The sequence below is a fragment of the Cellulosimicrobium sp. ES-005 genome (assembly GCF_040448685.1).
GTDB lineage: Bacteria > Actinomycetota > Actinomycetes > Actinomycetales > Cellulomonadaceae > Cellulosimicrobium > Cellulosimicrobium cellulans_G.
The window spans coordinates 3,072,066-3,095,379 of the sequence record NZ_CP159290.1 but is presented as its reverse complement, the minus strand read 5'-3'; the positions used below and the strand labels follow the sequence as shown (position 1 = coordinate 3,095,379).

General features: G+C 72.7%; 17 protein-coding genes. 4 read left to right on the top strand and 13 right to left on the bottom strand.

Going from position 1 to position 23,314, the window contains the following annotated elements:
- Positions 1-203: 203 nt before the first annotated feature.
- Positions 204-1,280 (top strand): sigma-70 family RNA polymerase sigma factor, encoded by a 1,077-nt coding sequence (locus tag ABRQ22_RS13625; RefSeq protein ID WP_353707115.1) that lies wholly within the window; start codon positions 204-206, stop codon positions 1,278-1,280.
- A gap of 20 nt (positions 1,281-1,300) precedes the next feature.
- Here the strand turns inward: ABRQ22_RS13625 and ABRQ22_RS13620 are convergent, their stop codons facing one another.
- From ABRQ22_RS13620 to ABRQ22_RS13605, 4 genes are all read right to left on the bottom strand, one after another.
- Complete coding sequence (locus ABRQ22_RS13620) at positions 1,301-1,783, bottom strand: DUF1269 domain-containing protein (RefSeq protein ID WP_353707114.1); 483 nt, start codon at positions 1,781-1,783, stop codon at positions 1,301-1,303.
- 14 nt (positions 1,784-1,797) lie between these two features.
- Complete coding sequence (locus tag ABRQ22_RS13615; RefSeq protein ID WP_115941646.1) at positions 1,798-2,148, bottom strand: SHOCT domain-containing protein; 351 nt, start codon at positions 2,146-2,148, stop codon at positions 1,798-1,800.
- A 56-nt stretch (positions 2,149-2,204) separates the two neighbouring features.
- On the bottom strand, positions 2,205-2,636 hold the full coding sequence (locus ABRQ22_RS13610; protein ID WP_353707113.1) for a DUF6325 family protein: 432 nt from the start codon (positions 2,634-2,636) through the stop codon (positions 2,205-2,207).
- A 79-nt stretch (positions 2,637-2,715) separates the two neighbouring features.
- Positions 2,716-3,123: a hypothetical protein gene (locus ABRQ22_RS13605; RefSeq protein ID WP_353707112.1), complete on the bottom strand. Its 408-nt coding sequence runs from the start codon at positions 3,121-3,123 to the stop codon at positions 2,716-2,718.
- Between the two features lie 149 nt (positions 3,124-3,272).
- Here ABRQ22_RS13605 and ABRQ22_RS13600 point away from each other — a divergent pair, with 149 nt between their 5' ends.
- Positions 3,273-4,538 carry an AI-2E family transporter gene (locus ABRQ22_RS13600; RefSeq protein WP_353707111.1) on the top strand — a complete coding sequence of 422 codons (1,266 nt, stop codon included), beginning with the start codon at positions 3,273-3,275 and terminating at the stop codon, positions 4,536-4,538.
- 44 nt (positions 4,539-4,582) lie between these two features.
- Here the strand turns inward: ABRQ22_RS13600 and ABRQ22_RS13595 are convergent, their stop codons facing one another.
- The 7 genes from ABRQ22_RS13595 to ABRQ22_RS13565 all read right to left on the bottom strand — a co-directional run bounded on the left by ABRQ22_RS13595 (position 4,583) and on the right by ABRQ22_RS13565 (position 11,810).
- Positions 4,583-5,047 carry a hypothetical protein gene (locus tag ABRQ22_RS13595; RefSeq protein WP_353707110.1) on the bottom strand — a complete coding sequence of 155 codons (465 nt, stop codon included), beginning with the start codon at positions 5,045-5,047 and terminating at the stop codon, positions 4,583-4,585.
- Complete coding sequence (locus tag ABRQ22_RS13590) at positions 5,044-5,382, bottom strand: PadR family transcriptional regulator (protein ID WP_353707109.1); 339 nt, start codon at positions 5,380-5,382, stop codon at positions 5,044-5,046. The genes ABRQ22_RS13595 and ABRQ22_RS13590 overlap by 4 nt, the downstream gene beginning before the upstream one ends.
- 78 nt (positions 5,383-5,460) lie before the next feature.
- Entirely contained in the window at positions 5,461-7,161 is a 1,701-nt protein-coding gene (locus ABRQ22_RS13585) for a SulP family inorganic anion transporter (protein ID WP_353707108.1), read from the bottom strand.
- Positions 7,158-8,090, bottom strand: a complete 933-nt coding sequence (locus ABRQ22_RS13580; RefSeq protein ID WP_353707107.1) for an HAD family hydrolase — start codon at positions 8,088-8,090, stop codon at positions 7,158-7,160. The genes ABRQ22_RS13585 and ABRQ22_RS13580 overlap by 4 nt, the downstream gene beginning before the upstream one ends.
- Before the next feature lie 8 nt (positions 8,091-8,098).
- Positions 8,099-10,441, bottom strand: a complete 2,343-nt coding sequence (locus ABRQ22_RS13575) for an arylsulfatase (RefSeq protein ID WP_353707106.1) — start codon at positions 10,439-10,441, stop codon at positions 8,099-8,101.
- A 57-nt stretch (positions 10,442-10,498) separates the two neighbouring features.
- Positions 10,499-11,170: a GAP family protein gene (locus tag ABRQ22_RS13570; RefSeq protein ID WP_253051836.1), complete on the bottom strand. Its 672-nt coding sequence runs from the start codon at positions 11,168-11,170 to the stop codon at positions 10,499-10,501.
- A gap of 142 nt (positions 11,171-11,312) precedes the next feature.
- Positions 11,313-11,810: a DUF1269 domain-containing protein gene (locus ABRQ22_RS13565; RefSeq protein WP_115941642.1), complete on the bottom strand. Its 498-nt coding sequence runs from the start codon at positions 11,808-11,810 to the stop codon at positions 11,313-11,315.
- Between the two features lie 186 nt (positions 11,811-11,996).
- On the opposite strand from ABRQ22_RS13565, the gene ABRQ22_RS13560 reads away from it, so the two are divergent.
- Both ABRQ22_RS13560 and ABRQ22_RS13555 read left to right on the top strand, forming a co-directional pair.
- Positions 11,997-13,793, top strand: coding sequence for a SulP family inorganic anion transporter (locus tag ABRQ22_RS13560; protein WP_353707105.1), 1,797 nt, complete (start codon positions 11,997-11,999; stop codon positions 13,791-13,793).
- A gap of 359 nt (positions 13,794-14,152) precedes the next feature.
- Positions 14,153-14,767: a PAS and ANTAR domain-containing protein gene (locus ABRQ22_RS13555; protein ID WP_353707104.1), complete on the top strand. Its 615-nt coding sequence runs from the start codon at positions 14,153-14,155 to the stop codon at positions 14,765-14,767.
- Between the two features lie 42 nt (positions 14,768-14,809).
- On the opposite strand, the gene ABRQ22_RS13550 is transcribed toward ABRQ22_RS13555, so the two are convergent.
- Positions 14,810-15,229, bottom strand: coding sequence for a phage holin family protein (locus ABRQ22_RS13550; RefSeq protein ID WP_353707103.1), 420 nt, complete (start codon positions 15,227-15,229; stop codon positions 14,810-14,812).
- Positions 15,230-15,293: 64 nt separating this feature from the next.
- Positions 15,294-23,246, bottom strand: a complete 7,953-nt coding sequence (locus ABRQ22_RS13545; RefSeq protein ID WP_353707102.1) for a DUF5979 domain-containing protein — start codon at positions 23,244-23,246, stop codon at positions 15,294-15,296.
- Positions 23,247-23,314 lie beyond the last annotated feature (68 nt).

The following is a 23,314-nucleotide window of genomic DNA, read 5'->3' as shown; positions in this document are numbered from 1 at the left end:
TCGAGCCCGGGGTTCCTCCCCGCCCCGACGCGAGCCCGGGGAGCGACCCCGGGGTCGGCACGGGCTGTGCCGTGTCGGAGGGCAGAGGTAGCGTGTGTGAGGTGGGCCACTCCCCTGGTCCCGCGCGGGCGGTCGCGGCAGCGCGCACCCACCGTAGGCACCCCCCGCGAACGTCGAGACCTCGAGTCCTGAGAGGCAGCACCATGACCGACCTCGCCACCCCCACGAGCGTCCGCCCGGAAGCCACCGCGACCGGCCCCGCTCCCCTGCCCGAGCGCGACGACCTCGACGCGGTCCTCGCGGGCCACCGCCGGGAGATCACGGGCTACTGCTACCGCATGCTCGGCTCCTCGTTCGAGGCGGAGGACGCCGTGCAGGAGACGTTCCTGCGCGCGTGGCGCTCCTACGACCGGTTCGAGGGCCGCTCGTCGCTGCGCTCCTGGCTCTACCGCATCGCGACGAACGTGTGCTTCGACGCGCTGGGCGCGCGCAAGCGGCGGGAGCGCCCCATGGGCCTCGGCGGCCCGCAGGCGCCGGAGGCCGAGAACCTGGGCCAGGTGCTCCCCGAGGAGACGTGGGTCGAGCCGGTGCCCGACGATCGCGTGCTGCCGCACGACGGCGACCCGGCGCAGGTCGCGGTGGGCCGTGAGACCATCCGGCTCGCGTTCGTGGCCGCGCTGCAGTTCCTGCCGCCCAAGCAGCGCGCCGTGCTCCTGCTGCGCGAGGTGCTGCGGTGGCAGGCGAGCGAGGTCGCGGAGCTGCTCGACACGTCGGTCGCGTCGGTGAACAGCGCGCTGCAGCGGGCGCGGGCGACGCTGGCGGCACGGGCCCACTGGGACAGCTCGGGCCTCCGCGAGGACGCCGAGCCCGCGCCCGCGCCGGTCGCGTCGAACGCCGGGCTCGGCGACGAGGAGCGGCTGCTGCTGGAGCGCTACCTCGACGCGTTCGAGCGCTACGACATGGACGCGCTCGTCGCGATCCTCCACGAGGACGCGACGCTGTCCATGCCGCCGTACCCGCTGTGGATGAAGGGCACGGCGGACATCGTGACCTGGATGACCGGGCCCGGCCACGAGTGCGAGGGGTCCCGCATGGTGCCGGTCGCGGTGAACGGCACGTTCGGGTTCGGCCAGTACCGTCGGGCCGCGGACGGCGGGCACGAGCCGTGGGCGCTGCAGGTGATCGAGACCGAGGACGGGCGGGTGACGGCCATCAACGCGTTCCTCGACACGGCCTCGTGGTTTCCGCTGTTCGGCCTCCCCGCGCGCCTCGACGACTGAGCACGCGCGGGGCCGGTCCGTCAGTCAAACGTCTCGAGGAGGGTGCTCCGCTCGGCGTCCGTGAGGTTCGTGGCGACGAGCTTGCCGTGGACCCCGTGGAACCGCTCGCCCACGCGGTCGAGGTCGCCGTCCTCGGTGACGACGAACAGCGCGGACGACCCGGGCGTGACGCCGTCCCGGATGCGGTCGAGCTGGTCCTTGTCGATCCCCACGGCGGCCATCGCCTTGGTCGACGCGCCGATCGCGGCGCCGGCCGCCGCGCCCAGCACGGGCGCGAAGAAGAGCGAGCCGAGCAGCAGGCCCCAGAACGCGCCCCAGCCGGTGCCGCGCCACTCGTCCTGGTGACCGTGACGCGTCGTCGGCTTGGCTGCGCCCTCCGGCCACGAGACGACCGCGGTGTCGATGATGCGGATCGCGTGCTCGGAGGCCGAGTCGTGCAGGATCCGGGACGCGGTGTCCGCGCCCTCGGGAGAGTCGAACTTCCAGACGGTGAACGTGGCCATGGCGATTCTCCTCGTCAGCCGAGCAGCTTGGCCTTGGCCGCGGCGAACTCGGCGTCGCTCAGCACGCCGGAGGCGTGGAGCTGACCGAGCCGCTCGAGCTGGCCGAGCAGGTCGTCCTGCGCCGGGGCCGCGGCGGGCGCGGCCGGCGCGGGCTGGGCGTACTGGGCCGCGGCCTGCTGGGCCGCGGCCTCGATGCGTGCCTGCTCCTGCGCGGCCTCGGCCTGCTGGGCCTCCCACGACTGCTGGGCACGGTTCGCCTGGTGGCGCTGGACGGCGCCCGCGGTCGCGGAGGCAGTCCCGGCGATGACGGCGGTGCGAGCGGCGGTCCCGATGAGCCCGGGGCGGCCGAAGCGACGGATGGGCATGTGGTTCTCCTGGTTCTGTGGGCGGAGGCGCCACGGAGCGGGCGCCGGCGGGCGGCTCAGTCCTCGACGAGCGCGAGGTCGGCGACCTCGTTGACGACCTCGGCCGGGATGCGCTCGCTGAGCAGCACGACGCCGTCGGCCGCGCCGGTCGCGGCGATCACGCCGCGGGCCCACGTGTGCTCGACGACGAGGACGAGGGCCGACGTGCCCGGCGCGAGCCCGGCGGCGACCGCGTCGAGGTCCTCCTCGCCGGCGAGGCCGGCGCCCGTGAGCTCGACGTCGGTGATCTCCAGCTCGTCGCCGAGGTCGGTCACCTCGGCGACCTCGACGTCGCCGGCCTCGGAGCGCCGGACGACCGCGAGGTCGAGGAGCGTGACGGTGCCCTCCGCGAGCACCTCGAGGACGGAGGCCTGCACCCCCGCGGGGATGCGGTCCGACGGGAAGGCGATCGCGACGATCTCGACGGGACCGAAGGTGGACGTTGCCATGGACGGGACTCCTGAGTCTGTCGGTGGGCGAGGACGACGGTGCGGACGCGGGAGGCCCGGAGGCCCCGGGCGGGGCGGCTCAGCGCGCGGCGCGCTCGGCCTCGTCGCCGTGGACGACGAGCGCCCACAGGACGAAGACGTCGAGCACGATCGTGATCAGCGACCACCACGGCGTCACCTGCAGCGTCGTGAACTGGGCGATCGCGTTGAGCACCACCAGGACGATGGCGACCATGCGCGCCCAGCCCCTGCCCGAGAGCAGGGCGAAGCCGGTGAGGACGAGCAGCACCCCGATGACGAGGTGGATCCAGCCCCACGTGGACACGTCGAGGACGACGATCCCGGCGTCGGTCACGCCGACGAGGCTGTTCGGGGAGAACACGGCGACCAGACCGCTGATCGCGTTGAAGAAACCGATCGTCACGAGGACGATCCCGGCGAACCAGACCCAACCGACCCAGGCCGTCACCTGCGACGAGCGTGCCATGCGAGTCCTCCTGAGGTGCCGACCGTGGTCGGAGCGAGACGAGCGGACGAGCGTGCGCGTCGATCGTGGCACCGGTCGGGAGGTTCGGCATCCGGAAGCGACGGCGCGCCCGCCGGGCCCGCCCCCACCGCCGCCACTAGGTTCGGGACATGACGACGCCGACGCCCGCCGAGGACCCGTGGTCGGGCGTGCCCGACGCCGGCACGCGCCCCGTCCAGCACGACTCCCGGCGCCCGCCGCGGTGGGTCCCGCGCGCGCTCGCGATGGCCGTCGTCGCCGTCTTCGTCGGGATCTTCGCGTGGTACGCGCTGGGCCAGCTCAAGGCGCTGGGCGTCAACATCCTCATCGCGTTCTTCGTCGCGCTCGCCCTGGAGCCGATCGTGGTGTGGCTGGTCCGCCACGGCTGGCGCCGCGGCGCGGCGGCCGCGGTGGCCCTGATCGGCTCGCTCCTGGCGATCCTCGTGGTGCTCGCGCTCTTCGGGAACCTGTTCGTCCAGCAGCTCGTCCAGCTCGTCCAGTCGCTCCCGGACCTGTACGCGAGCATCCAGGACCTCGTCGCGGAGCGCTTCGACGTGGTCATCCCCGACTCGGACGACCTCATCAAGCAGGTCATCAACGACTTCGGCGACGACGTCGCCTCCGGCGCGCTCGTCGTCACCACGACCATCGTCGGCGGGATCTTCGCCTCGCTGACGATCATGCTCGTCACCTACTACCTGCTCGCGGCCGGGCCCAAGTTCCGCGCGGCCGTGTGCCGCTGGCTCACCCCCAACCGCCAGGAGGAGGTGCTGCGGCTCTGGGAGATCACCCAGGTCAAGGTCTCCGACTTCATCAACTCGCGCATCGTCCTCGCCGCGCTGTCGAGCGTCTTCACGTTCGTGTTCCTGCTGATCCTCCAGACCCCGTACGCGCTCCCCCTCGCGGTGTTCACGGGCGTCGTCTCGCAGTTCGTGCCCACGATCGGCACGTACATCGGCGGCGCCCTGCCCGTCGCGGTCGCGCTCACGTCCCAGGGCCTGCCGCAGGCGCTCGGCGTGCTCGCCTTCATCATCGGCTACCAGCAGCTCGAGAACCTCTACTTCTCCCCCAAGGTCTCCGCCCGCGCGCTCGAGATGAACCCGGCGGTGAGCTTCGTCGTCGTGCTCGCGTTCGGTGCGGTGTTCGGGGCGCTGGGCGCGTTCCTCGCGCTGCCGATCGCCGCGACGATCCAGGCGGTCGCGAACACCTACCTCCAGCGGCACGAGCTCATCGAGTCGCACATGCTGCACGACCCCGACGCCGAGGGCCACCACCCGCACAAGGGGAAGGGCCGCGACGGGGAGGGCGGCACCGCGCGGCGTCGTCGCAAGAACCGCGAGGCCGCCCTGGAGGCCGAGCGCACGGTCGACGAGCGCCACGCCGAGGGCATCGACTGAGGACGGCCGTCCCGCGCGGTCCCGGCCGCCCCCCGCACGTGGTGCTAGGCCGTCGCCACGTAGTGGGAGACGAGGACCGCGAGGAACGCGACGAGCGCGACGACTCCGATCACGAGCGCGGTCTTCTGCCGCGAGCGGTCGCCGGCGCCGGCGCGGAGCCGGGTGCCCGCCCACACGACGGTGCCGACGGCGAACAGCGGCACGATGAACAGCACCAGGCTCACGACGCTCAGGACAACCAGCAGCGTGTCGGCGAGCGGCGGGCCCGACGCCGGGGTCGGTGCGGGCGTGCCGGCCGCGGCCGCGGCCGCGATGGAGTCGACCGGTCCGAGCTCCTCGAGCAGGTGGCGCACGGCGTCGTCGTCGCTCCCGCGGAGGGCGAGCGCCTCGCGGGTGTGCTCGCGCACGGCGGCCAGCGTCTCGGACCGTTCACGCGGATCGGCGCCTTCGAGCGCACGGTCGAGATCGGCGAGATAGGCCTCGACCAGCGGGGGGAACGGGTGGGTCATCGTGCCTCCAGGGTGGCGTCGACGTCGGCGGAGAAGCGGGCCCAGGTGTCGGCGAAGACCCCGAGCGCGGCACTTCCCTCTGGTGTGAGCTCGTAGTACCGCCGTGGTGGCCCCAGCGGCGAGGCGGCCAGCTCGGTCGTGACCCAGCCCTGCTGGCGCATGCGCGACAGGAGCGGGTAGAGCGTGCCGTCGCTCGTCAGCAGCACTCCCCGCGCCCCGAGCCGTTCGACGAGCTCGAGACCGTACGCCGGCGCCTCGCGCAGGCACGCCAGGACGCAGTACTCCACCACGCCCTTGCGGAGCTGGGTGAGGACCATGTCGGGCGTCGGTACCATGCGTTGCACGCTACCAGATACCTTGCGTCGCAAGGTAGTAGGGTCTCGACATCGTCCGCTCGGCTCGCGGGACCCGGGTCAGGGGACCGGCACCCCGGCGTGGGTCAGGGCGGCGTCGACGCTGGGGACGACGCGCCCGTCGTCCACCAGCCCGCGGAACCAGCCCGACGCGCCCGCCCCCTCGCGCGCCGCGGCCGGGACCCGGACCAGGTACAGCGCCGCGCCCATGCCCGCGAGCTGGCGGTCCAGGTCCGCGAGGCCGTCGAGCACGGTCGACGTCACGAGCCGCTGCGACTCCATCTCCAGCGCCACGACGCGCGGGGTCGGGTCCTCGGACCGCGCCCGGGCGAGGACGGCCTCGACCGTGGCGCGCGTGTTCGCGGTGTACAGGCCGCCCTCGAGGTGCAGGACCAGCGCGCCCGGCGCCCGCACCGCCCCGGCCCGGTCCGCGTACGTCCACCCGCCGTCGGGCGAGCGCGCCAGCTCGACGGCGCGTGGCTGGTCCGCCTCGCGGAGCACCAGGACCAGCGTCATCACGACCCCGACCCCCACCGCGGGCAGCAGGCCCGCCACGAGCCCGATCGCGGCCGTCACCACCGCGCACGCGAGCTCGACCCGGTTGATGCGCCACAGCTCGACGAACTCGCCCACCTGGATGAGGCTCACCGTCGCCACCACGACCATCGCGCCGAGCGTCGCCTGCGGCAGGTCGTCGAGGACGGGCGCGAGGAAGAGCGCGACCAGCACCGCGAGCGCCGCCGTCACGAGGCCCGACGCCTGCGTGCGCGCCCCGGCGCGCAGGCTCACCGCGGTCTGGGAGAACCCGCCCGCGGGCGGCATCGCGCGGAAGAACGCGCCGGCCACGGCGGCGAGGCCGTTCGCGAGGAGCTCCGTGTCGGGGTCGATCTGGGGCTCGTCCGGGCGACGGACGCCGCGACCCACGGACACGGTCTCGAGGAACGCCATGACGGCGATGGCCGCCGCCCCGGGGAGCATCGCGCCCACGAGCGACAGGTCCGGCAGGACGGGCAGCGGCAGGCCCGACGGCACGGGGTCGATGACGGCGACCCCGGACCGGTCGATCCCGGCGACCGCGACGAGCAGGATCCCCGCCGCGACGACGACGAGCGGCGCGGGGACCCGCGGCGCGACCCGCCCGAGCACGACGAGCACCGCGATGCTGCCGAGGGCGAGCAGGACGGTCGGCAGGTTGGCGTCGCCGACCTGGGAGAGCGCGGACGTCAGGACCCCGAAGAACCCCGTCGCGTCGGGGTCGGCGGGCACGCCCAGCAGCTTCGGGAGCTGGCCGACGGCCACCGTCGCCCCGACGCCGGCCTTGATCCCGACGAGGACGGCCCGCGAGATGTTCTCGACGAGGGAACCGAGGCGCAGCACGCGCGCGAGGACGAGGAGCGCCCCCACGAGCAGGGCGAGCGTGCAGACCGCGCGCGCGGGGTCGTCGCTGCCCGCCGCGACCCCGGCCGCGAGCAGCGTGGACGCGGACAGGGTGGCGATGGTCGACGTCGTGCTCATGCTCAGGGCGCGCGACCCGCCGAGCAGCGCGTACACGACCGTCGGGACCATGCACGTGTACAGGCCGAACTCCACGGGCAGGCCGGCGATCGTCGCGTACGCCATGGCCTGCGGCACGACGACGGCTCCCGCCGACAGCCCCGCGACGGCGTCACGGCGCGCCCACGCGCGCCGGTACCCGCGCAGCGTGGGCAGCAGGGTCGGCCCCTGGCTCGCCCGGTCGCGCGCCGGGGCGCCGTCGCTCACGCGTCCTCGGTCGGGAAGACGCGGGTCCAGTCGTCCCGGACGCTCACGACCGTGAAGCCGTGGTCGGCCGCGGCGGACAGCGCCTGCTCGGCGCCGGCGTCGTACGGCACGTCGCCCCGACCGGTGTCGTCGTCGTGGTGCACGAGGAGGCTGAGGCTGCGCGGGTTGCCCTGGACGAACCGGAGCATGTCCACGTCGCCGTTCGAGTTCCCGGCGGCCAGGACGGGGCGGCGGCCGACGCGCGACCAGATGCGGACCGGCTTGAGGGGGCCGTCGTCGAGGTAGTCGAACGCGGTGCCGTAGCGCACCTGGTTCGTGCCCGAGTCGTACGTGAGACCGAGCGCCGACCCCACAACGCGCTCCGGCGGGATGCCGTAGTAGTCGAGCGTCATGGGCCGCATGAAGTCGCGGTCGCCGCCCGAGACGACGTAGCACGCGAACCCGTGCGCCTCGAGATGCCGCAGCAGCTCCACCATCGGCTGGTAGACGGCGTCGGCGTAGGGGCGACCGAGCGTGAGGTGCTTCGCGCGGGCGTAGAACGACGCGACGGCCGCGTGGTAGTCCTCCACGCTCTCGTGCGCCGTGGACGCGAGGATCGCGCCGACCATGACCTTCAGGTCGGTGTCGTCCCCCGCGTAGTGCTTGTCCACGGCCGCGCCGAGCCACGCCAGGTCCCCGCTGACGGCCGCGCGGTACGGCTGGCGGTCGGCGAGCGTCGGGTCGGCCTCCGCCGCCGCCTTCCACTGCTCCACGATGAAGTGGAGCTGCGTGGGCATGGGCTTCTCCGTCCAGAGCGTGCCGTCGTTGTCGAAGACGGCGACCCGCTCCTCCGGGCGCAGCGCGTCCGGGCCGACGGCCACCGCCTCGACGAACGCGAGGACCGCGTCGCGGGCGGGGCCGTCGGCCCAGGACGGCAGGGGTCGGGTCATCGCGACGGTCAGTCGCGCGCCATCGCCGCGGCCAGGTGCGCCTCGAGGTCGAGGTACGCGTCGTCCGCGACGTCGAACACGACCTGGGCGATCTCGCCGCCCGTGAAGTCGAACCCGTACCCGTACAACGACGAGACCGGGTCCGCGCTGTCGCGGCCGATCGTCAGCCCTTCGCCGCAGAGCGAGAAGTGCCCGAGGACGGTGCGGATCCGCTGCTCGCCGACCTGCTGGTCGTCGATGAAGAGCTTCAGCGGGCCCTCGCCCTCGCGGTACTTGCCCATGCCCTCCTTGGTGAACTCGACGCCGATGATGTGCCGGCCGCTCGTCGGGACCGGCGCGGAGATCCGGTCCTCGGGCGGGATGCCGAGGAAGTTGTAGACGTAGTGCACCTGCCCGTCCTTCACGACGAGCGCGTGCCCGCCGAACCGCGAGCCGTGGGCGAAGATCACGCCCTGGCTCTCCGGCGTGAGCTCGACCTCGGCGGCGATCTTGTAGGAGACGCCGTGCGTGTTCGCCGCGGAGCGCTCGGGCACCTCGCTCGTCCCCGGGTAGTACACGAACCGCCCCGACGGCGGCGCGGGCTGGTGGAACTCCATGCCGACGAACGTCTCGAAGTCCTTCGGGTTGCCGATGATCTGGAGGTCGTTGAGCGGGAGGACGGCGTTCTTCTTCGCCTCCTCCATCCACAGCGCCTTGAGCTCCTCGAGCTTCTCGGGGTGCTCGGCGGCCAGGTCGTGCGCCTCGGACCGGTCGACCTCGGTGTGGTACAGCTCCCACACGTCCTCGTCGAAGTGGCCCTTGCCGCTCACCGGTCCGTGCACGGTGACGGCCTTCCACCCACGGTGCCAGAGGCCGCGCTGCCCGAACATCTCGTAGTACTGCGTCTCCTTGTTCGTCGGCGCGTCGGGCGCGGCGTCGAACGACGGCACCATGGACACCCCGGACAGCGGGGTCTGCTCCACGCCGTTGTACGTGTCCGGGAACGTGACGCCACAGGCCTCGAGGATCGTCGGCACGATGTCGGTCGAGTGGTGGTACTGGTGGCGGACCTCGCCGCGAGCCGCGATGCCGGCGGGCCAGTGGATGACGAGCGGGTCGGCGACGCCACCCTGGTAGGTGTAGCGCTTGAACATCTTGTACGGGGTCGAGAACGCGGCCGCCCAGCCCGTCGGGTAGTGGTTGTACGTGTCCGGGCTGCCGAGCTTGTCCACGAGCCGCAGGTTCTCCGCCTCGTCGTCCGGGTAGCCGCCGAAGATCTTGCCCTCGTTGACGGACCCGTTCGGGCTGCCCTCGCCGGACGCGCCGTTGTCGGCGCAGTAGATGATGAGCGTGTTCTCGAGCTGTCCCGACTCCTCGAGGTAGTCGACGATCCGCCCGACCTGCGCGTCGGTGTACTCGCTGAAGCCCGCGAACACCTCCGCCATGCGGCTGAACATGTGCTTCTCGTCGTCGCTCAGCTCGTCCCAGGGCCGCACGCGGTCCGTCTCGGAGAACGTGCCGTCGGGCATGGGGTTGAGCGGGGGCAGCTCGGTGCCCTCGGGGAGGATGCCGCGCTCGATCATGCGCGCGAGCACCCACTCGCGGTAGGCCTCGTAGCCGTCGTCGAACTTCCCCTTGTACCGGTCGATGTACTCCTGCGGCGCGTGGTGCGGCGCGTGGTTCGCACCAGGGCAGAACCAGAGGTACCAGGGCTTGTCGGGCTCGGTCTGCTTGACGTCCCGGATCATCCGCAGCGCCTGGTCGGCCAGGTCGCGCGAGAGGTGGTAGCCGTCCTCGGGCAGGTAGGGCTGGTCGATGTAGTGGTTGTCCTCCGCGAGCGACGGGTACCAGTTGTTGGTCTCGCCGCCGATGAAGCCGTAGAAGCGGTCGTAGCCCTGCGCGAGAGGCCAGTGCTTCTTCGAGGCCCCGGCGGTCCACTCGTCGATCGGCACGTTGTGGTTCTTCCCGACCCAGAAGGTCGCCCACCCGGCGTCGCGCAGGACCGTCGCCATGGTCGCGTTCGAGTCGGGGATGTGGGAGTTGTACCCGGGGAACCCCGTCGACGACTCCGAGATCGTCGCGAAGCCGTTGAGGTGGTGGTTGCGCCCGGTGAGGAACGTCGACCGGGTCGGGGAGCACAGCGCGGTGGTGTGCCACTGCGAGTACGTCAGCCCGTTCTGCGCGAGCCGGTCCATGGTCGGCATGTTGATCCTGCCGCCGTACGGCGACCACGACGCCATGCCCGTGTCGTCGTACAGGACCACGAGCACGTTCGGCGCGCCCGCGGGCGCCTTGTCCGGCAGGAACGCGTCCCAGTCCGCCACGGAGTCGCGGACGTCGAGCTCGATCTTTCCCTGGAACTGCTTGGCCATGCTCACTCTCCTCGGGAAGCCGGCGCCAGGCACCGGGTGCGTGCTGGTCGGGGACTCTCAGAGCGCCGCGATGCCGTCGCCGAGCATCTTGGCGCCCAGGACGAGCAGGAGGACGGCCATGATGACCGCGTTGTTGTGGATCATCCAGGCCTTGAGCTCGTCGAGCATCGACGCGGCCCGGGAGCCCATGAACAGGTAGATGAAGACCGGCGTCGCGACGCCGACGCTCGCGACGAGGGCGAACACGACCGCGGCGACGACCTGCGCGTTCGTGTCGTCGGGTGCGGCCGACGCGATGGCTGCGCCGCCGGAGACGACGAGCAGCAGGTTCTTGGGGTTGACCGCGCCCAGCAGGATCGCGAGGCCGGCGGCCTTCACGGGCGTGAACGCGTCGATCGCCGCCATCCACCGAGGGGCCGGCGGCTCGACCCCGGCGCGCGGACGTCCGCGCCACTGCTTCACCGCGAGGAGGAGCAGCAGGACGCCCAGGACGATCTTGAGGATCGCGGCCCACAGCGGCGGGCCGTCGTCGTCCGGCGTGGCGGCCCCGGCGAGCGTCGCGACGAGCAGCGTCACCGCGCCGACCGCGACGAACCACCCGACGAGGAACGCGAACGCGTTCGCCTTCGCCCGGCCGCTCACGAGCATGAGCACGACCGCGACGATCGGCAGCGGGCTGATGAGCACGCCCACCGCGACGGGGAGGGACTGACCGATCGCCGCGCCCATGGGCGGCCTCCTTCGTGGTCCGGTCCCGGGTCGGGACGGCGGGGTCTGCGCGGGCTACGGCACGGGTGCCGAGGCGTACGGGCGGGTGAGGTGCCCGACGGCGGCGCGCACCGCCGTCGGGCACCTCACCCGGGAGGACCGCTCAGGCGTTCTCGTCGAAGGCCGCGCGGAGCTTGGCCTCCTCGTCCGCGGAGAGGTTCGTCTGGATGAGCTCGCCGTGCACGCCCTCGGCCTGGAGCGCGTCGTGCACGCGGTCGATCACGGCGCCCGACGTGAGCACGAACAGGGCCGACGTGCCCGGCGTGACCTTGCTGCGCACCGAGTCGATGAAGTCGTCGTCGATACCCACGTCGGTCAGCGCGCCGGCGATCGCGCCGGAGGCCGCGCCGATCGCGGCCCCGAGCAGCGGGACGAAGAAGAGGAGGCCGAACAGCAGGCCCCAGAACGTGCCGCCGAGCGCCCCGACCGCCGTCGTGCTGTTGCCCTGCCGCGTCTTCGGCTTCTTCTTGCCCTCCTCCCAGGACACGATCGCCGCGTCCTGGACCTGGATGAGCTCCTGCTTCTGGAGCGCGAGCAGCGCGTCCTCGGCGCGCTGCGCGCCCTCGGGGGTGTCGAACTTCCACACGGTGAGCGTTGCCACGTCAGACCTCTCGTTCCGTTCGTACCGACGACGGGAGCGCGGCGCTGCGCCCCGGGACGCGTCGAACGTATCCCCGGGGCTCGGGTTCCGCGCGCGGAGCGCGGACGCCCCCGGCTCCCGGTGGCGGTTCGTCCCGATCCCGGGATGATCGTTCGCGGAGCACGCCGGACGGACGGAGGACGGTCGATGACGGGTTCGCAGGCACCCTCGGTGCCGACGGGGGGACGGGCGCGGGCACGGACCCCGCTCCTCTTCGGCTCGCTGCGCGGCTACCAGAAGGCGTGGCTCCAGGGCGACCTCGTCGCCGGGCTCACGGTCTGGGCGGTCCTCGTCCCGGAGTCCCTCGCCTACGCGACGATCGCGGGCGTCTCGCCCGTGGTCGGCCTCTACGCGGCCGCGCCGTCGCTGATCCTCTACGCGGCGTTCGGCAGCTCACGGCACCTCGTCGTCGGGCCCATGTCCGCGACGGCCGCGCTCTCGGCCGGGGTCGTGGCGGTGTTCGCGCCGGGCGACGCCGCGTTCTACGCCGCGCTGACGACGGGGGTCGCGCTCGTCACCGGCCTGCTGTGCCTCGTCGCGGGGATCGCCCGGCTCGGGTTCGTCGCGTCGTTCATCTCCGAGCCCGTGCTCAAGGGGTTCATCGTCGGCATGGCGCTGGTCATCATCATCGGCCAGGTCCCGGCCCTGCTCGGGGTCGAGAAGGGGGAGGGCAACTTCTTCGAGAAGGCGTGGACGATCCTCACCGAGCTCGGCACCGCGAACGGCCCGACCGTGGTGCTGGGGCTGGGGACGCTCGCCGCGCTCCTCGCGATCAAGCGATGGGCGCCCCGGGTCCCCGGCTCGCTCGTCGCGGTCCTCATCGGGATCGTCGCGATCCTCGCGTTCTCGCTCGACGACGACGGCGTGGAGATCGTCGGCCCGATCGACGCCGGGCTCCCCGCGCTCGGTTTCCCGGACATGGACTGGTCCGACTACACCGCGCTGATCGGGCCGTGCGCCGGGGTCATGCTCGTGGGCTTCGCCGAGGCGCTCGGCGCCGCGAAGACGTACGCCGCGCGCGAGGGCTACGACATCGACGCCAACCGCGAGCTGATCGGCATGGGCGCGGCCAACCTCGGGTCGGGCCTCGCGTCGGGGATGGTCGTCAACGGCAGCCTGTCCAAGACGGCGGTCAACGGCGGGGCGGGTGCCAAGAGCCAGGTCTCGGGGCTCACCGCCGCGGTCCTCGTCGTCCTCACGCTCCTCTTCCTCACACCCGTCTTCGAGTCGCTGCCGGAGGCGACGCTCGCCGCGGTCGTCATCGCGGCGGTGATCGAGCTCGTCGACGTCCGCGCGCTGCGCCGCCTCTACGGCCTGCGCACCCCGACCATGCGGCGTCTGTACGGCAACGCGGCACGCGACGACTTCTACGCCGCCGCCGCGGCCACGGCCGGCGTGCTCGTCTTCGACACCCTGCCCGGCCTCGTCATCGGCGTCGTGCTGTCGCTGCTCCTGCTCCTCGCGCGCGCGTCGCGCCCGCACGTCGCGGTCCTCGTGCGCTCGGCGCACGGGGTGTGGGTGGACGCCGACCGGCGCGCGGTGCTCCAGAAGGACGGCGGCACGTCCGTCCCCGGCGTGCTGGTGGTCCGGCCCGAGTCGGGGCTGTTCTTCGCCAACGCCGACGCCGTCCGCAACCACGTCCGCGACCTCGCCGCCGCGACCTCCCCGCGGCTCGTCGTCCTGGACACGGAGACCGTCCCGTTCATCGACGTGGACGCCGCCGAGATGCTCGCCACGCTGCGGACCGACCTCGACCGCCACGGGGCGACGCTCGTCCTCGCGCGCAACGTCGGGCAGGTCCGCGACGAGCTGCGCGCCGCCGTCGAGCGTGCCGAGCGGCCGCGGGTCTACACCGACGTCGACGCCGCCATCGCCGCCGAGAGCGCCGGGGCGTCGGGCGCCGACGGCGCGGGCCCCGACGCCGGTTCGGCCGCCGCGAGGTAGCGCCGTGGGGCAGCGTCCTCGACGCGCTGCCGGTCCACGAGCGCCACGACCCGCCCCTGCGGGTGCCCGTCCTGCGGCTGCTCGTCGGGCCGGGCTCTGGGCGGCGGTGCTCGTCTATCGCCCGCGCCCAGGCGTCCCTCGAGCGCGTGCGCCACTGGATCGCCGGGCACACGGCCGCTCTCGACGCGGCGCTGATCCTCGTCATCGCGCTGCTCCAGATCCAGAAGGGCCTCTCCGCGCTCCAGTCCTGACGGTGCCACGACGCCCGCCACTGCACGGCGGGAGAACCGGGGTAGGCTCGGAGGGTCGAGTCTGGACCTGGCTCCTCATCCACCGGAGACCCGGAGGCCAGCATGTCCGTGGACGACCATGCCATCGAGCAAGCCCTCGCGCGCGGAGCGCACCAGCAGATCGGCCAGTACCGCCTGGACCTGAGCACGGGCGTGTGGTGGTGGTCCCCCGAGACGTACCGCCTCCACGGCTTCGAGCCGGGCGACGTCGTCCCGACGACGGCCCTCGTGCTCGCCCACAAGCACCCCGACGACCGCGAGCGCGTCCGGCAGGTCCTCGACGAGGCACGGCTCACCGGCGAGCCGTTCTCGAGCGTGCACCGGATCATGGACGCCCACGGCGGCGAGCGCTTCCTCGTCGTGGTCGGCCAGGGCCGGCGCGACCGCGCGACCGGCGAGGTGACCGAGCTCGTCGGCTACTTCGTGGACGTGACGCGGACCGTCACGGACGCGGCCCAGGAGCGCGCCCGGCACGACATCGCCGCCGCCGCGGAGACACGGGGTGCGATCGAGCAGGCCAAGGGCATCGTGACGCTCGCGTACGGCGTGCACCCGGACGAGGCGTTCGCCCGCCTCCGGCGCGCGTCCAACGACCGCAACGTCCCGCTGCGCGAGCTCGCCCGGCTCGTCGTGCACGAGGGGGCGCAGGGCGGCACGGACGGCGTCGCCGCGCTCCTGCACTGACGGCACGGACGACGGCGCCGCCCTCGGGCGGCGCCGTCGTCGTCAGCCCTTGCTCGTCGCCTCGCGGATCCGCTTCTGCTCCTGGCGACGGTCCCACCAGCGCGTGAGGACGAGCCACCCGAGGAACCAGCCGCCGAGCGCGCCGATCAGCCAGACGACGACCGTCACGCCGATCCACGTGGACGCGCCCGAGATCTCCAGGCCGTCCCCGACGAGCGTCGCGACCCACAGGGCGAGGAACGTCGACACGAGGCCGATCCCGCCCAGGATCGCCGACGCGTACTTGCGCGCCACGTTGAACACGAACGGCGCGAGGATCGCCTGGGCCACCGCGAAGATCAGCACCGCGACGACGAAGCCCGAGGCGTGCACGGTGACGCCGTCGAACAGGCTCGAGGCGACGAGGAGGCCCACGGCGGCGAGGACCACGTTGATCGCGAAGCTCAGCAGGAAGCGGATCATGCGGTAACGGTCCCGCCCCTGGTCAGGTTCCGCAACCGCTGGCGCGGCCTGACCAGGGGGCGTGTCAGACGCGGCCCACGGTCCGGGTTCCGCGCCGCCGGGCGTCGGCCAGCAGCGCGCCGGTCCCCGTGAGCAGGATCGCGAGCACCGCGGCCGCGCCGACGCTCGCGCCGGTCGGCGGGAGGCTGCCCCCGCCGGTGGCACGGAACGCGTTGGTCACGGTCGCGTCGACCTCGGCGGCGTCGCCCGTCGGGACGGTGAACGCGTCCGACGTCGGCGTCGCGTCGTCGGGGTCGACCGTCACGTCGGTCCCCGCGACGGCGAGCGTCACGGCCTCGGCGTCGCCCGCGTCGGTCTCCGCGAGCGTGCACTCGGCCCCCTGGGGGACCAGCGCGTAGACGGCGGTCCAGTCGTCGTCGGCCGAGAGCGTGCGCTCGGCGCCGCCCGGGATCACGACGTCCGTCTCGACGCCGTCGACGTCCCACGTGCACGCGAGCGAGACGACGAACTCGTCGCCCCGGTGCTGTGACGCGCCCGGCCCGGCGAGGGCCTTGGTGACGACGACCTGGCCGACGTCGAACGTGTTCGTCACCATCACCTGGGCGGGGTCCGGACCGATGGTGGCGGCCCCGGGCTCGCCGCCCTCGACCGTCGCGGAGATCGTGGTCGAGGCGGCGCCGCCGCTCGCCGTCTCCGTGACGACGCACTCCGCGCCGACGGGCAGGCCGTCGTAGACGGCGACCTCGCCCCCGGAGATCGTGCGCTCGGCACCGCCGGGCACCTCGATGGCCTCACCCAGGAACGTGCAGGCCGCGCTCACGGTGAACGGCCCGGCACCGAACGCCTCGGCGCCGTCGCCGTCGACGACCTTGGTGACCTCGATCGACCCGGCGTCGTAGGTGTTGGTCACGGTGACCACCTGCGCGGGGCCGGGGAGCACGCGCTCCTCGACCTGGACCGGGTTCGGCTCGACCGTGACCGCCGTCGCCCCGCCGGTCTCGGTCTCGGTGACGGTGCACACCGCACCGACGGGGAGACCGAAGTAGACGCCCGGCAGGCCCGGCCCGAACGGCCGCACGGGGCCTCCCGGGACCGGGACCTCGGCGCCCTGGAACGTGCAGGAGACGGACGCCCGGTACGGGATGCCCTCGAGCGGGAACTGCGCGTAGAAGTCCTCGAGCTGCGCGATGAGGGCGGCGAGCTCCTCGGGCGTGACCGGCTCGTCGGGCAGCTCGGGCAGCGGCGGGATGTCCGGCATCGACGGCGCGAAGCCCGCGGCGTCGCCGTCCACGACCTTCTCCACGAGGAGCGGGGCGGTGTCGAACACGTTGGTCACCGTGACGGTCGTGGTGGTCGGTGACCCGTCCTCGGCGGCAGGCGGCACGACGACGTCCACGGACGTGCCGTCCACGGGCTCGCCGCCGTCCACGCTCATCGTCACGTGGGTGGCACCGAAGTCGTCCGTCTCGGTGAGCACGCACTCGGACCCGACGGGCAGGTCCTCGTACACGGCCGGCTGGCCGGGCACGAAGGTCCGCGCGGCACCGCCGGGGACGACGATGGTGACGGGATCGCCCTCCGAGTCCACCCCGTAGGTGCAGGCCAGCGTGACCTCGAACGGCCCGGGCCCGTAGAGCGCCCCGAGCCCGTCGAGCTCCTTGTCCACCTGGACGGTCCCGAGGTCGAACGTGTTGGTGATGACGACGTTCGCGACGTCACCGCTGCCGACCGTGACCGTGTCGGGGACGACGACGGAGCCGGTGGCCCCACCGTCGTCGATCTCCTCGATCGCGCACACGGCACCCGTCGGCAGGTTCGCGATCTGTGCGGTGAGCGGGCCGGCGCCACCGAGCACGACCTGGCTGTCGTAGACGGTGCGCGGCGCGAGCGGGCCGTCACCGTCGTCGTCGTACGTGCAGACGACGGTGACGGTGAACGGTCCGCTCCCGTACGCGGGGCCGCCGGCGCCCTCGACGACCTTCTGCAGCCCGATCGCCCCGACGTCGTACGTGTTGGTCAGCGTGACGTCGTTCGTGCTCTGCCCGAGCACGTCGGGGGTGAGCGTGACGTCCGTCGCCGGGCCGTCGGTCGTCACGGGGTGTCCCGGCAGGCCCTGGTCGACGGTGATCGTCACCGACGACGCGTTGCCCGTGCCCGACTCGGTGACGGTGCAGACCGAGCCGACGGGCAGGTCCGTGAGCTCGATCGTCTGGCCGTCCTCGATCGGGAGGCCGGTCATCGGGTTCTCGGCGTCGTAGCCCTCGGCGTAGACGTCCTCGCCGAGGAACGTGCACGCGACGTCGACCGCGAACGGGCCGAACGGCACCGGGTTCCCTTCCTGGTCCACCGCGTCGGTGACGACCTCCTTGGAGATCTCGATGCTCGACAGGTCGTACCGGTTGGTCGCCGTGATCGTCGTCGGGTTCTCGGGGTCCTCGCTGTCGATCGTCACCGTGTCCACGATCAGCTCGGTCTGCCCGTTCGTCCCGTCCTCCGTGATGGTGCACTCGGCCCCGTACGGCAGGTTGGGCACGACGGTCGGGGTTCCCGGCACGACCGTGACGGGGATGGGATCGAGCACCGTCTCCACCCAGCTCCCGACCGCCGACGTGCACTGCACGTTCAGCACGAACGAGTCGGGCGCGTTCTCGGCGCCCTCGCCCGTGACGACCTTGTTCACCGCGAGCGGGCCCGACGCCGTCGCGACGCCGACCTTGGTGCCCTCGGTGGGCAGCATGTTGAACTCCGTCCCGTTCTGGGCGATCCCGACGCCGGACGCGCCGGCGGAGTTCCACGCGATCGACCGGTCCCCGGCCTCGGGGGCCTCGGGCGGCGTGGTCGTCGTCCCCTCGACGGCGAGGAACTGCCCGGGTCGGAAGAGGTTGTCGGGGTCCATCTCGACCACGGCCTTGATCGCCGTGATCTGCGCGTACGTGTCCTCGCTCGTGTCCGCGGTGAGCTCGACCCAGCCGGTCGTCGGGTCGTCCGTCGGGCAGAGCGGCTCGTTCAGCGGGTCGTCGATGTCGTCCATGCAGTAGTCGTCGACGGTCGTGTAGTAGAACGTCGTCGTGCTGCCCGCCGGCGCGTTGACCACCGAGGGCGGCGACTCCTTGGTGAGCAGCGGGGACCACGCGGAGTCGCGCGGCTCGCTGGTGGCGTAGGAGCCGGTGTCGCCCGGTGTGGGCAGCCGGTCGTAGACCACGACCTTGTCGAGCGGCAGGTTGCCGACGTTGTTCACGCGGATGTGCCAGGTCTCGTCGTGCCCGGGCACGATGACGGGCGTGCAGGGGTACGCGTAGAAGCCCGACGCGTCGGGCGTGCACGCGTAGGCCGGGTCGGCGTAGGCCGGATCGACCATGACGTCGAGCTGGTCGTCGTCCGTCGCCTTGACGAGCTTCGACTGCGCGATCGCCGCGCCCGGGATCGTGGTCACGTCGGAGTCGGCCTCGCACGCGCCGTTCTCCTCGTTCAGCCGGGTCACGCACTCGTCCCACGGGCGGTCACCGGTCACGCCGGCGGTGTTGTGGACCACCGCGCCGGCGTCGAGCGTGACGCGGAACTGCACGAGCACGGTGATCGTGTACGTCTGGTCGACCTCGAGCACGGTGCCCTCGGGGAACGTGAAGGTCAGCCCCGCGAGGTTGCCCTCCTGGTCGACCGTCACCTCGCCGGGGTCCGTCGGCATGGCCGGGCCCGACGGGTCGTCCGGCGTCCTCGCCCCGTCCTCCAGCGCGTAGGAGAAGTTCTCGGGGACGCCGTCGGCGAGCCGGAGCTGCGGCCCGTCGGGGTCGCTCGGCATCGGGTCGTCGACGATGACCGGGTCGACGATCGCTCGGTCGCCGGTGTTGGTCACCGCGATGTGCATCGGCACGACCGCGTCGGGTGCCTCGGTGCCGCCTGTCACCGTCCCGTCGAAGTCCTTGACGATCCGGACACCGTTCGTCGCGTGCTGGTAGAGCATCGACGCCTCGGCGTCGTCCTCCGCGCTCACCGGCCCGGTGGTTCCGGTCTCGGGGTCGACGACGAGGTCGGCCCCGGTCACCGTGCCCTGCACGTCGTTGCTCGCCACGCCCGGGGACGCCTCACCGGGCGCCGGCGCGTTGGCTGCGAGGTCGGGCAGCACCGGGCCGCCCGTGCGCAGGTCGTCGCGACGCAGGATCTGGATCGGGATCGGCTGCGTCGGCGTCGCGGGGTTCTCCCAGATCGCGCCGTCGGCCCGCGTGAACGTGAACCGCAGGCCCTGCACGTCCTCGGGGTCGACGCCCTCGGGCAAGGCGAACGTGCCGGACGGCTCGCCGAGCTCCCAGCCGCCGCCGGTGACCGTGACGCCGTCCGCGTCGCCCGTGAAGGTGCCGCCGACGAACGCGTCCACCTGGACCTGGTCGATCGGGGTCACCAGTGCGGCGCTCGGGTCGAAGCCCACGAAGTCGTACTGGTTCCAGAACTGCGGCTCGTCGTCGGTCAGCACCATCTCGACCGCGCGGGACGGGCCGAGCGGCTGACCGGTGAGCGTCATGACGACCGGCGTCTCCGACTGGTTCGCGCCGTGGAACGGCTCGACCACGGTGGCCGGGCTGAACGACTTCTCCACCGCGAGCTCGATGGACGCCGTCTGGAGCAGCATGTCGGCGTCGTCGTTGGCGAGCCGGACGTCCCCGCCCGTGCCGCCCGGGTCGGTGATCGTCGCGGCGGACCCGTTCGGCACCGGGTTCTCGTCCACGACGATCACGCCGTCGTCGCCGTAGATCGGCTCGCCGGTGTACCGGTCGGTCTCGCGGAGCTGGAGCGTGAGCGCCATGGAGCCGGACGCGCCGGGCAGGACCAGCCCGTCGTACGCGACCTCGATGCCCACGACGTCCGCGAGCTCCGTCGGCGTCAGCCCCTCGACCTCGCTCTCGGTGTCGAACACCTCGGTGGTGCCGTCCGCGTACGTGAGCGTGACCGTGGTCGTCTCCGCGCCGCCGGGCGGGGTGAGGTCGATGTGCGTGAGGGTGAAGGTGTCGAACGGGTGCGTGCCCTCGGCCGTCTGCACCTCGCCCGAGCCCTGGTCCGCCGGGTCGACGAGCCGGAGCTGGTCCACCTTCGCCGCGGACGCGTTGGTGCCGGTGACGACCACGGTCGTGGTCGGGTAGAACTCGGCCGGAGTGGCGGGCGGCGGCACGGAGATCGGCCCGCCGGTCCAGTCCTTCGTCACCGTGACGTTGAGCGGCTGGTCGATGATGAGGACGTCGTCGAAGTCGGCGTCCGTGTACTCCTCGCCGTCGAACGTCGCCGTGCCCTCCGCGGTGTCCCGCACCATGCCCGGGTCGTCGGGCAGGTTGTAGATCGTGCCGTGCGTCGAGCCGAGCACGGGGCTGTCGTCGCTGCGCCGGTAGTCCCGCGTCTGGAACGTGAGGTTCAGGTGACGCCCGTCGGCCTGCGTGGACCGCGCGACGCCGTCGCCCGCGGCGGGTGCCGTCGGGTCGGCGGGGGTCGCGCTGCGCGAGGGGGACTCCGTGTAGGTCAGGCGCACGGACGTCGCCGACTCCTGCTCGTCGGCCGTCAGCGTGTAGCCGGGGAAGGTCCCGTCGCACGCGTCGGGGCACGGGTCGCCCGACGCCGGGACCCACGCGCCGTCGATGAAGAGCTCGACGCTCTCGATCTGGTCGTACCGGAGCAGCGGGTCCAGGGCGCCGTCGATCGGGTCGACGCTGACGAGGTCGAACGCGTCGTAGAACGAGTCGGCGATCGGTGTCGTCTCCGGGTTCTGGATGTCCGAGATCACCAGGGGGTCGACGCCGGTGAAGCCGCCGGTGGACCACGTGATCTGCGCCGTCACCTCGTCGTCCGAACGGGCGAGCACCGACGGCGGGTCGCCGCCCAGGAAGTCCTTCGCCAGGAAGTCGCCGGGGCCGTTCCCCTCCACGGGGTACGGGTCCACGGTGTCGCAGCCCGCAGCGAGCGGGGTGTCGTCCACGGTGGTCGACGACGCGCTCGACGCGCCGCAGTTCTCGACCGGGTCGTCGAAGCCCTCCGGGCCCGTGAACTCGGCGGCGAAGTTCGGCTGGAACTGCGTCCCCGGCGGGAAGCCGTCGCCCGTCGAGTCGTAGACGAACTGCACGCCCTGCGCGCCGTCGGGCAGGGCGCAGCTCACCGTGGCCGGGCCCGTGTAGGGCCCGCAGCCCGGGGCGGGCTCCCACGAGTCCCCGTCCCAGTAGTTGATCGTCAGCGTGGAGCCGGCCGGCACGTCCGTGGAGCGCACCGCGGTCGCGGTGAAGTGGTCCCAGAAGGCGTCCGGGTTCGTGGGGTCGGTCGGGTCCTGGACCACGACCTGGTCCGCGTTCGTCGTCGACCCCTCGGGGCCGAAGGGAAGGAGCTGCGTCGGGAGCTGGACGATGACGCCCTGGCCCGGCACGGCCGGGATCGTCGACGGGGAGATGTTCTTGGTGGTCTGCGTCGCGAGCCGGTCGACGAGGGTCAGCAGTGACGCGTCCGCGGTCGCCGGGTCCGCGCTCGGGACGTCGGCCTGCACCTGGTTCGGGTGCGTGACGTCGTCCGCCTCCTGGTCGGGGTCCGTGTCGGCCGTGAAGGGCACGGTCGCCGTGGCCCCGGTGACGATGTTCCCGGTGTACTCGATGCTGAACCCGACGACCTCGCACCCGTCCGGCGGGTCCGGCAGCGTGTTCGGCGCGGTCGCGGGGACCGGGTCCGTCGTCGTGCCGTCGGCGCACGTGAACGTCACGGAGGCGGCGTCGGCGTCCGCGGGCCACTGCACCCCGGCGCCCGCGCCGTCCGTGCCCCACCCCGTGAAGGTGATCGGGTCGGCGCCCTCGAACGGGCTCGGGGTTCCGGGAGCGGGCTCGGTGATGGTCAAGGAGGTCACGGGCGTCCCCGTGTTGGTCGCACCGAGCGTGACCGTCGTCGGGTCGCCGGCGCTCACGGTCGCGGGGGAGAAGCTCTTCGACGCCGTCACGGAGTTGTTCGGCGGCGTGACGACGTACGTGTCGCTCGCCGTCGTCGGGTCGGACTGGCCCTCGGGATGAGTCACGAACGACGACGTGTCGTTGGTGATCGTGGTGGGGTCGGTGAGGTCCTCGACGGCGGCGCTCTGCTGGACGTTCACCGGGATGCTCGCCGTGGCGCCCGGCTGGATGTCGCCGCTGAACGTGTACCGCACGCCCTGGACCGCCGCCGGGTCCACGCTGTCGTCGAGCGGCTCCCACGAGTCGCCGTCCCAGTACTCCTCGGTGACCTGCGTGGCGTTCGGCGGCATCGTGACGTCGCCGGTGCTCACGTACTCGAGGTAGGTGAAGGGGTTGGGTGTCGCGGTCGGGTCGACCGGGTCCTGGACGACGAGGGTGTCGACCGGGTCGTTCGACTCGTTCGTCGACCCGATGGTCATGGTCGCGGGGGTACCCGGCGCGGCGAGCGCTCCCTCCGGCTCGATGGTCTTCGTCGTCGTGGAGGCGAGGACGAGCGGGACCACGGGCGTGATGTCGTCGCTGGCCTGGTTCTGCGTGGCGTTGTCCGAGACGACGGTCGCCGTGTTGGTGATCGGCACGCCGTTCGCGGCGTACGGGATGTCCTCCGAGACCTGGGCGGTGACGAGGATCTGCACCTGTCCGCCGTTCGGCACGCTGTCGGCGGTGTAGGTCACCGTGTCCGCGTCCGGGTCGGCGACGAGGTTCGGGTTCGTCGCACCGCCCCCGCTCTGGATGGACGCGCTGACCAGCTCGAGGCCGTCCGGCAGCGGGTCGGTCATCGTCGTCGGCGTGCACGGCGTGTTGTTCGGGTCGGAGCAGGAGATGGAGACGGCCCACTGGACCTGCTGGCCGGGCGCGTACGGCCCGGTGCTGAGCTCGGTCTTCTGGATGCCCCACGTGGCCGCCGCCGCCGGCACGGTCGGCACGAGCACGAGCGGCAGGGCGAGGAGGAGCGACCCCAGGCTCGCCCACGTTCGCCGCAGGCGCCTCGTCCGCCGTGCGGCACGCGCCCGCCCGCCCCGCGTGGTGCTGCTCGCCGTCCGCCCGTTCGCCATGCCCTCGCCCCTCTGGTCCCACTGCACCCACGGCGCGCCCGGGCGCGCTCGTCGTCGTAGTCGTCACG

What these genes read in the sequence shown, in the direction of transcription:
- ABRQ22_RS13625 (WP_353707115.1), top strand. Translation starts at nt 204, where the DNA reads ATGACCGACCTCGCCACCCCCACGAGCGTCCGCCCGGAAGCCACCGCG.
- ABRQ22_RS13620 (WP_353707114.1), bottom strand. Translation starts at nt 1,783, where the DNA reads ATGGCCACGTTCACCGTCTGGAAGTTCGACTCTCCCGAGGGCGCGGAC.
- ABRQ22_RS13615 (WP_115941646.1), bottom strand. Translation starts at nt 2,148, where the DNA reads ATGCCCATCCGTCGCTTCGGCCGCCCCGGGCTCATCGGGACCGCCGCT.
- ABRQ22_RS13610 (WP_353707113.1), bottom strand. Translation starts at nt 2,636, where the DNA reads ATGGCAACGTCCACCTTCGGTCCCGTCGAGATCGTCGCGATCGCCTTC.
- ABRQ22_RS13605 (WP_353707112.1), bottom strand. Translation starts at nt 3,123, where the DNA reads ATGGCACGCTCGTCGCAGGTGACGGCCTGGGTCGGTTGGGTCTGGTTC.
- ABRQ22_RS13600 (WP_353707111.1), top strand. Translation starts at nt 3,273, where the DNA reads ATGACGACGCCGACGCCCGCCGAGGACCCGTGGTCGGGCGTGCCCGAC.
- ABRQ22_RS13595 (WP_353707110.1), bottom strand. Translation starts at nt 5,047, where the DNA reads ATGACCCACCCGTTCCCCCCGCTGGTCGAGGCCTATCTCGCCGATCTC.
- ABRQ22_RS13590 (WP_353707109.1), bottom strand. Translation starts at nt 5,382, where the DNA reads ATGGTACCGACGCCCGACATGGTCCTCACCCAGCTCCGCAAGGGCGTG.
- ABRQ22_RS13580 (WP_353707107.1), bottom strand. Translation starts at nt 8,090, where the DNA reads ATGACCCGACCCCTGCCGTCCTGGGCCGACGGCCCCGCCCGCGACGCG.
- ABRQ22_RS13575 (WP_353707106.1), bottom strand. Translation starts at nt 10,441, where the DNA reads ATGGCCAAGCAGTTCCAGGGAAAGATCGAGCTCGACGTCCGCGACTCC.
- ABRQ22_RS13570 (WP_253051836.1), bottom strand. Translation starts at nt 11,170, where the DNA reads ATGGGCGCGGCGATCGGTCAGTCCCTCCCCGTCGCGGTGGGCGTGCTC.
- ABRQ22_RS13560 (WP_353707105.1), top strand. Translation starts at nt 11,997, where the DNA reads ATGACGGGTTCGCAGGCACCCTCGGTGCCGACGGGGGGACGGGCGCGG.
- ABRQ22_RS13550 (WP_353707103.1), bottom strand. Translation starts at nt 15,229, where the DNA reads ATGATCCGCTTCCTGCTGAGCTTCGCGATCAACGTGGTCCTCGCCGCC.
- ABRQ22_RS13545 (WP_353707102.1), bottom strand. Translation starts at nt 23,246, where the DNA reads ATGGCGAACGGGCGGACGGCGAGCAGCACCACGCGGGGCGGGCGGGCG.